Here is an 8,351-nt window from a genome sequence, read left to right on the forward strand (position 1 = left end):
AACAAAATATGGCCTGAGAGCCGGTCTTAACCAGCTTGTATTCAAGTACGAAAGTATCTGGGCGAAGCCTGGTCCTCAGACAAATGGAAATAGTAGGTCAGAGAAAACCGAGTCACAGTTAGTGATGCTCGAGTTTAATGCTCTGGCAGGGGAGTCATATAACTTTGTATATGCCGAAGCGGATAATATCAGAGAGGCTCGTAGCTTGGCTTCAAACTTCTCTGCATCGCTTGTTGATAAGGTGGGGCAGGAGCTTGCTGTTTCAGTCCCCTATACCGAGAAGAGCTCGGCTAATCAGAAGGTTTTCGTATCCGGGAAGGTGACTGGCGCCGACTCAGGCTTGAGTGAGTCAAAAAGTGAAGCTGCTTCCAGTCTGGTCTCGCTGAAAGAGCTTTGGGGGAAGACTAGCACTGAAGATAGAAAAGCCTTTTTGGTTTGGGCGTTTCAGGAGTAAAAAAGCGCTAAGTCGGCTTAGGTCGAAGAGCTGGCTCTACAGCTTGCCGCTATTTTCCTACGCAAAAGATGTTGCTGACTAAGCCGGCAACATCTTCGATAAAACCAGTCTTGTTTGTATTTGGCTCACTCAGATCAATATCGGTGCAATCTGGTATTTCTGTTTCGCTACTTAGAATCGTTTCTATCGCTGTCTGAAAGTATTTTTCAAAGGGTTGCTTAAGGGACAGTGCTTCAGGGTTGTAGGTGCAGGTGACACTGTAATTGCCGTTATAACTCACAATCATCAGTGCTAAACCAATACCGTCAAATAAAGGCGCAGTGCTAATAAATTGTGTTAATTCTGCATTTTCAAAGTAGAGCGGGAATTGAGGGCCAGGAATGTTAATGATCGGTAAATTGAACATCGGCTTATGTTTCTGTGCCAGTAGAAACTCAGAATAAACTCGTGCAGACAGTCCCGCAATGCAAGAGGGAACGAGTTCGGTCAAGTGGCTGGCTGATATTGCTGAGTCGTAGTGATTTTCCAAGGTTGCTGCCTTGTGAATCATGCAAATTCGCTTTATCGGGTCCTGCTCTGTGCTAGCAAGTGAGAATAATGTGGCGGCTAGCTGGTTTCCGGACTTAACGTCGAGGCTTGTTGAGCGAACAGATATCGGTGCTAGCGCAATAAGGTCTGATTCGGACTCGGCTTCCATATCTCTAAGATAGCTGGCAATGGCTTCGGCGCAGATCCCCATGACAACGTCATTTGTTGTGACTGAGCCAAGGCCTTTCTTAATCGACCTTACTTGATTGAGAGGAATCTCTATATTCTCGATCGCACGAGACTTGCTGATCTTTTGATTCATTGGTGTGTCGGCAACCTTCATCAGACTAGATGGAAGGTTGAGAGAGGAAAGGCGCTCGGTGATAACGGAGTAAAATGCCGAGGCAGCCGTGTCTTTTGCCAGTAAAGTGAGTTTTGCCGGAATATTAAATACGTTGTTATAGGCTGCACCTAGCCAGGAACCTGTGTCGGGTAGAGGGGTTGGTGTCCAGTCTTGATCTGATTCAGGTTTTGTCACTTCAGGGCTGACATGAACTAACTGGCTTAGAATATCTTCACCACTTACTCCGTCAATAGCTGCGATGTGAACCTTCAGCAGAAGAGCGAAGTGTTCTTGCTCGTAGCTTTTGCTTGGGTCAACTTGCAAATCCTCAATATATCTAGCTTCCCAAAGAGGGCGAGTCCGGTCGAGCGGCGCACTAAAAAAGTCGGCTGCGCTATTGAGTAGCGTTTCTTTCTGGCTTAATTTGTCGTGGCTGATATGTCGGGCGGCGTCAAAGTCCGGGTCGTCAGTCCAGACGGGTAGGTCTAGATTGAGAGGGTATTCGACTAAGCGCTCACGAAAGAATGGTTCATTCCCGAGTTTTGACTGGAGTACACGTTGAAAGTGCTCAAAATCAAGTGTGTTGTCGCCTTTAGGGCGCTGGAATACGAAAACACCACCTACGTGGAGAGGGGTGTGTTCGGTTTCCAGATATAAAAACGAAGAATCAAGTTCGGACAGCTGCTGCATTCATCAGGCTCATGTTTATACTTTTAATGTTTATAGTATATCGAAGCTTTGTGCGATGGAATAACTTATTTGTCTCTCTGGACTGCAAGCTTTGCCAGCCCAGCAAGTGCTTCTTTATAAACGCTGCCTGGAAGAGTACCTAGGCAGTCGCATGCTTTTTGATAAGCTAGATCAGCCTGCTTTTTAGTGTAATCTAGCGCGCCACTATTTTGTACAGCGATACAGATTGCATCGAGCTGGCTTGCGTCACCATTACGGATGGCTTTACGAATTAGAACTCGCTCTTCTTCACTGCCGTTTTTCATAGTGTAGATCAGCGGCAAGGTTGGTTTGCCCTCGGCCAGGTCATCGCCGACATTCTTGCCCATTGTCTCGGCGTCGCCAATGTAATCCAGCATGTCGTCAACCAGCTGGAATGCTAAGCCTAGCTGCAGGCCGTATTCCTTTAAGGCTTCTTGTTGCTCAGTACTTGCGTTTGCAAGCAGAGCTGAAGAGTGAGACGCTGCCTCAAATAGCATTGCTGTTTTATTTTTTATGACTTCAAAATAGGCTTCTTCTGATACGTCAGGGTTTTTGCAGTTCATTAACTGGAAAACTTCCCCTTCGGCAATGACATTGGTTGCATTCGATAGCACTTCCATAACCGGAACGCTGCCGATATCGACCATCATTTGAAAAGCTCTCGAGTACAAAAAGTCGCCGACTAGTACGCTGGGAGCATTGCCCCACTTGGCATTGGCAGTAGAGCGCCCGCGGCGCATGTTTGATGTGTCGACAACGTCGTCATGTAATAATGTGGCTGTATGCAAAAACTCGATAATAGTGGCTAGTTTGCATTGATCCTGACTAGCTTCCCCTAAGGCTCTGCTGGTAAGAAGGACTAGTAAGGGGCGCATACGCTTACCACCGCTTTCGACGATATATTGCGCAATTTTTTCTACTAAGGGGACATCTGAAGATAACTGGGAAGTGATAAACTGGTTTACTTCACTGAAGTCTTTTTCAACGCTGTCGTAGATTGCCTGAATTTGCATATTGAATATCTTAAAATAGAGCCGACTAAAATTGGCTGACATGCTAGGGGGGCTGTGCTTGTCTGTCAAGAATTACTATCCGCCATACAATAATTAAAGTCTTGTTTTGGCTAGAATGTGCTTGCAACACTTGGTTGAATAAAATACAATTGCGCGCCCTAAAAGTCATGGGTGTTCTCAGTGATAGGGTTGCCAAAGAGCTTCCTTTAGAAACTGGAGATCAGATTTTTCAAAAAACTGTAAATATCAGTTTGGGGAAAATTGGTCGTAAGTAACACATGCGGGTAGAAAGTGAGGCCGGAGATTTAGTTCTCAATATATAGGTCTTGGTAAGTTTGATTCATCTGGGTAATGCTTATTATTAGCCGAAGTTCAGGTGTGTTAGGCGATATGAAAAATTTGGAGAAAACCAAATGTACGCAGTTATTGTAAGCGGTGGTAAGCAGCACCGTGTCACCGAAGGTGAAGTGTTAAAGCTGGAAAAAATTGAAGTTGAAACAGGTGGGACGGTTGAATTTGACCGTGTATTACTTGTTGCAAATGGCGACGATGTTAAAGTTGGCGCGCCAAATGTTGAGGGTGCAAAAGTAACGGCTGAGGTTGTTGATCATGGTCGTCACGAGAAGGTACGTATCTTGAAGTTCAAGCGTCGTAAGCACCACATGAAGAGAATGGGTCACCGTCAGTGGTATACTGAGGTGAAAATTACTGGAATTAAAGGCTAACACTGAGTTTATGGTCGCTCTCAGGAGCAATTAAACCGGTTTAGATACGAACAGACAATAGGAGTAGGATAATGGCTCATAAGAAGGCGGGTGGTAGTACCCGTAACGGTCGCGATTCGGAGTCGAAACGTTTAGGTGTTAAGCGATTCGGTGGTGAAGTAGTTAAAGCAGGCAACATTATTGTGCGTCAACGTGGTACACGTTTCCACGCAGGCGATAATGTTGGTTGTGGTAAGGATCATACATTGTTTGCAACATCTGGTGGTGTTGTGAAGTTTGTAACAAAAGGTCCTTTGAACCGCAAATATGTGACGGTTGAAGCTGCGGAGTAAGCAGTCGTTACGGATTTGGAAAAGGCTCCGCTGTGCGGAGCTTTTTTTTTGCAATTTATTTGCTGATCGACTTTATTTTCCTTATAGGGTCAAATGTTGGTCGTTGGGTACTAATCTAAGGGGTGTGCAATGAAGTTTGTTGATGAAGCGACAATTGGAGTAGAGGCTGGTAAAGGTGGTAACGGTTGCTTGAGCTTTCGTCGAGAGAAGTACATTCCGAAGGGTGGGCCTGATGGTGGAGATGGCGGAGACGGCGGTTCAGTTATTCTGGTGGCAAGTGAGTCGCTGAATACTTTGGTCGATTATCGTTATGTCAGGCATTATCGCGCTCAATCTGGTGAGCAGGGTGCCGGGCGTAATTGTACTGGAGCAAAGGGTGAGAGTTTGTTTCTTCAGGTTCCGGTAGGGACTTCAGTTATCGACACGGACACTGAAGAAGTGCTAGGGGATTTGACTGAGATCGGGCAAGAGCTCATCGTGGCGCAAGGTGGCTTTCATGGTTTGGGTAACACTCGTTTCAAATCCAGTGTGAATAGAGCGCCCCGTCAGACAACTAAAGGGAGTGAAGGTGAGTCACGTAGCCTGCGTTTGGAGTTGAAGGTGTTGGCGGATGTAGGTTTGCTTGGTATGCCTAATGCAGGTAAGTCTACGCTGATTCGTTCAATTTCTGCAGCTAAGCCTAAAGTGGCTAATTACCCCTTCACAACGTTAGTACCTAATTTGGGTGTAGTGCGTGTTGAAGAGCATAAGAGTTTTGTGGTTGCTGATATTCCAGGCTTGATTGAGGGTGCTGCAGAAGGAGCGGGCCTTGGTGTTCGTTTTCTGAAGCATTTGGTAAGAACTCGTCTGTTGCTTCATGTTGTTGATATGGCGCCTTACGATGGCTCAGATCCGGCTCAGGTGGTGCAGGCGATAGCGGCTGAGTTGGAAAAGTTTAGCCCTACCTTGGCTTCCCGGGATCGCTGGCTGGTTCTGAATAAGCTTGATTTATTGCCAGAAGAAGATCGTAAGGCTATATGCGAGAAATTAGTAGAAGCGTTAAATTGGACGGGGCCCGTTTATCAGGTGTCGGCAATTAAGTCTGCTGGTCTAGCGAACTTGTGTCGGGATATCATGACATGGATTGATGAGAAGAATGCGGCTGAGGCAGCTGATGAAGCCTTAGCTGAGCAGGAGCAATTGATTAAGGATAAGATGCATCAGGAAGCTAGAGATAATCTAGAGGCTCTGAAGGCGGCTCGCAAGGCTAAGCGCCTGGCAGGTGAGGAGCTGGATGACGATTTTGATGACGGCGATGACGATGATGGTGTTGAAGTGGTATATGCTCAGTAGTGTGGTGAGTGGTTTTGTGGTGGGCGATAGGGTTGTATCAATATGACTGAGTGTACTGGGCGCGCTGAGCTAAGTCGTGCAAACCGTTGGGTTGTGAAAATCGGCAGTGCATTGCTGACTGATGATGGTAAGGGCTTGGCTCGAGAGTCTATCGGTGGCTGGGTGGCGCAGTTGTCTAAGTTGCATCGTCAGGGGCTTGAAATTATTTTAGTGTCTTCCGGATCTGTGGCGGAAGGTATGGCGCGCTTGGGGATGAGCGAGCGTCCTCAGGAGTTACACTTGCTGCAAGCTGCGGCTGCGGTCGGGCAAATGGGTTTGGTTCAGGCCTATGAAGAAGAGTTCCAAAAGCATGGCTTGCATACAGCTCAAGTCTTGTTGACGCACGATGATCTGTCTAACCGCAAGCGCTACTTGAATGCTAGAAGTACCGTTCGTTCAATTGTTGAGTTGGGTGCCATTCCAATTATCAACGAAAATGATACGGTTGTGACGGATGAGATTCGTTTTGGTGATAATGATACCTTGGGGGCTTTGGTTGCCAACTTGGTTGAGGCTGATGGCCTGATAATTTTAACGGATCAGGCGGGGATGTTTGATAAGGATCCGCGTCGAAATGCTGATGCGCAAATGTTGACTCAGGTATTGGCCTCAGATGAGCGGCTAGAGGAGATGGCTTCCGGTGGTGCAGGTGCGCTAGGGCGTGGTGGAATGGCGACCAAGGTGCGAGCAGCCCGTTTGGCGGCGCGTTCCGGTGCTTATAGTGTGATTGTTGGTGGCAAGATAGAAAGTGTTTTGTTGCGCTTAAGAGCGGCAGAGGATTTGGGTACTATGATGCTGCCTTCAACCTCAAGACAAGTTGCGCGTAAGCAATGGTTGGCAGGGCATCTCCAGACAGCAGGTAATTTGGTGCTTGATGATGGGGCTGTGGCAGTGCTAGAGCGTGGTGGTAAAAGTTTACTGTCTGTCGGGGTTGTTTCGGCAAGTGGTCGTTTCAAGCGTGGTGATATGGTCTCGTGCAAAGATAGTTCTGGCAGGGAATTTGCGCGAGGCTTAGTAAATTATGATGCGCCAGATGCGAAGAGGATTCTAGGTAAGTCGAGTGACGAAATCTTATCGATTCTAGGCTTTTGCCATGAAGCTGAGCTTATTCATCGTGATAATCTTGTGTTGCTTTGAGATGCTAAACTTCAGGCATAAAAAAACCGGCGTTTGCCGGTTTTTTTATGCCTGAGAGCGAAGCTTAAGCTTTAAGGGCTTTAACTTGTGCGTTCAGGTTGCTCTTGATGCGAGCGGCGCGGTTTTTAGGGAAGATACCCTTGTTTACCATGCCGTCGATAATTGGCTGAGCAGTTAGGAAAGCTGCTTGTGCGTTATCGTAGTTTCCGCCAGCAATTTCAGCGTCTACTTTTTTGATGTAAGTTCTAACCATTGAACGTTGGCTAGCATTGTGTTGGCGGCGTTTCTCTTGCTGACGCGCGCGCTTTTTTGAAGATGGGGAGTTGGCCACCGTGTTGCTCCTAAATTTCGCGGATTACTAAAAAATTAACTGGGAGCGCTTACACTTGATGTTGCTGAAAAGTGCTCGATCCCAGTTCATATAAAAATGACGCGAGACTATGCCGTTTTATTAGTCCTTTGTCAATAGTCTATGCTTAGACTTACTTGCTTTACTTAAGCGACCATTTTATTCAGCAGGTTTTCACATACCTTCTGGTTCATATACTTGGGCACTGGGTAGTTAAGATGTGCTTCTTCAAGAGCTGATTTGGCAATCTTTGGGATGTCCTCGGTCTTAAGGTCGCCAAGTTGCTCAGGGATGTCAAAGCTTTTGAGCATTTCACGAATTCGCTGAATAAACTTATCGGCAAGTTCCCTGTTGCTTTCTTTACCTTCTTTTAGCCCGCTTACTTCCGCGAGCTTGGCAAGACGTTCTGTAATTTCATCTTTTGAATAATCCAGAACATGCGGTAGGACAATCGAGTTGGCCAAACCGTGTGGTGTAGAGTAATACGCACCAAAGTTGTGGGCGATGGCGTGAACATAGCCTACGCTCGCTTTGGTGAAAGCCAGGCCGGCATAGTAAGACGCCATAGCCATATTTTGTCGAGCTTCCAGGTTGCTGCCATCTTTCACTGCTGTTTCAAGATTTTCCATGATTAGACGTGTAGCAGCTGTTCCGTAAGCGTCGGTCTCATCGGTAGCATTAACTGAAATGTAAGACTCAATCGCATGAGTCAGTGCGTCCATTCCGGTTGCAGCCGTCACTGCAGCAGGTAGGCCTAGCATCATTGCGCCGTCTAAAGCGGCCATCATGGGTACCAGTTTAGGGTCAATGATAGGTGTCTTTTGATGGGTTTCAGGGTCTGATACGACAGACACGATGGTTACTTCTGAGCCAGTGCCTGCAGTTGTCGGGATGGCGAATAGTGGCAAAGGTGCTTTACGTAACTTGAATAAGCCGGCCATCTTCTCTAATGGCTTGTCATTTGTTGCGCGTGCTGCGATAGCCTTGCTTGCATCAATCGGTGAGCCACCGCCTACGGCAAGAATTGCTTCGCAGTTGTTGTTTCTTAATAAGTCTAGACCTGCTTGTACCTGATCATAGGTTGGGTCAGGAAGAATGCCGTCGTAGATTACGTATTTGATGTCAAGTTCTTCCAAGCGAGCTTTGATTTTGTCGATTAGTCCGATGCTGACGAGTACTTCATCGGTCGCAATCATTAGCTTTTTAATGCCTAGTTGGCCAATAGCATCGCATAATTCCAGTGAGGAGTCTGCACCAGTGAAAAGCGTTGGCTTTGGCATCGGAACGACTGCTGCAGCGACCTTTAGTGCTTTTGCTAGACCTTTGTAATATTGAACTTTTAAAGAAAATAACATGGCAATACCTAATCGTAATTCGCAAAGTTGTAG

At 46.7% G+C, this 8,351-nt stretch carries 9 protein-coding genes; 5 read left to right on the forward strand and 4 right to left on the reverse strand.

Annotated elements, in window-relative coordinates:
* A partial coding sequence (locus A3761_RS12035; protein ID WP_068750272.1) for a DUF2057 family protein occupies positions 1-454 on the forward strand: 454 nt, incomplete at its 5' end.
* 49 nt (positions 455-503) lie between these two features.
* Here A3761_RS12035 and A3761_RS12040 read toward each other — a convergent pair.
* On the reverse strand, positions 504-2,015 hold the full coding sequence (locus A3761_RS12040; RefSeq protein ID WP_068567565.1) for a wax ester/triacylglycerol synthase family O-acyltransferase: 1,512 nt from the start codon (positions 2,013-2,015) through the stop codon (positions 504-506).
* A 65-nt stretch (positions 2,016-2,080) separates the two neighbouring features.
* On the reverse strand, positions 2,081-3,049 hold the full coding sequence (ispB, locus tag A3761_RS12045; protein ID WP_068739567.1) for an octaprenyl diphosphate synthase: 969 nt from the start codon (positions 3,047-3,049) through the stop codon (positions 2,081-2,083).
* A gap of 413 nt (positions 3,050-3,462) precedes the next feature.
* Between ispB and rplU the strand changes: the two genes are divergently transcribed.
* The 4 genes from rplU to proB all read left to right on the forward strand — a co-directional run bounded on the left by rplU (position 3,463) and on the right by proB (position 6,614).
* A complete protein-coding gene (rplU, locus tag A3761_RS12050) occupies positions 3,463-3,774 on the forward strand; it encodes a 50S ribosomal protein L21 (RefSeq protein WP_068509871.1) in 312 nt (103 codons plus the stop codon).
* 71 nt (positions 3,775-3,845) lie between these two features.
* Complete coding sequence (rpmA, locus tag A3761_RS12055; protein ID WP_068509869.1) at positions 3,846-4,106, forward strand: 50S ribosomal protein L27; 261 nt, start codon at positions 3,846-3,848, stop codon at positions 4,104-4,106.
* 129 nt (positions 4,107-4,235) lie between these two features.
* The gene (cgtA, locus tag A3761_RS12060; RefSeq protein WP_068511679.1) at positions 4,236-5,438 is read left to right on the forward strand and encodes an Obg family GTPase CgtA; all 1,203 of its coding nucleotides are present in this window, start codon (positions 4,236-4,238) and stop codon (positions 5,436-5,438) included.
* 42 nt (positions 5,439-5,480) lie between these two features.
* Entirely contained in the window at positions 5,481-6,614 is a 1,134-nt protein-coding gene (proB, locus tag A3761_RS12065) for a glutamate 5-kinase (protein ID WP_068740431.1), read from the forward strand.
* A 64-nt stretch (positions 6,615-6,678) separates the two neighbouring features.
* Here proB and rpsT read toward each other — a convergent pair whose 3' ends face one another.
* Together rpsT and A3761_RS12075 are read right to left on the reverse strand one after the other, a co-directional pair.
* Complete coding sequence (gene rpsT / locus A3761_RS12070; RefSeq protein ID WP_068511686.1) at positions 6,679-6,945, reverse strand: 30S ribosomal protein S20; 267 nt, start codon at positions 6,943-6,945, stop codon at positions 6,679-6,681.
* A 164-nt stretch (positions 6,946-7,109) separates the two neighbouring features.
* Positions 7,110-8,351 (reverse strand): iron-containing alcohol dehydrogenase (locus A3761_RS12075; RefSeq protein ID WP_231881214.1); only part of this gene is annotated, 1,242 nt, incomplete at its 5' end.

It is taken from the genome of Oleiphilus sp. HI0123 (genome assembly GCF_001635315.1).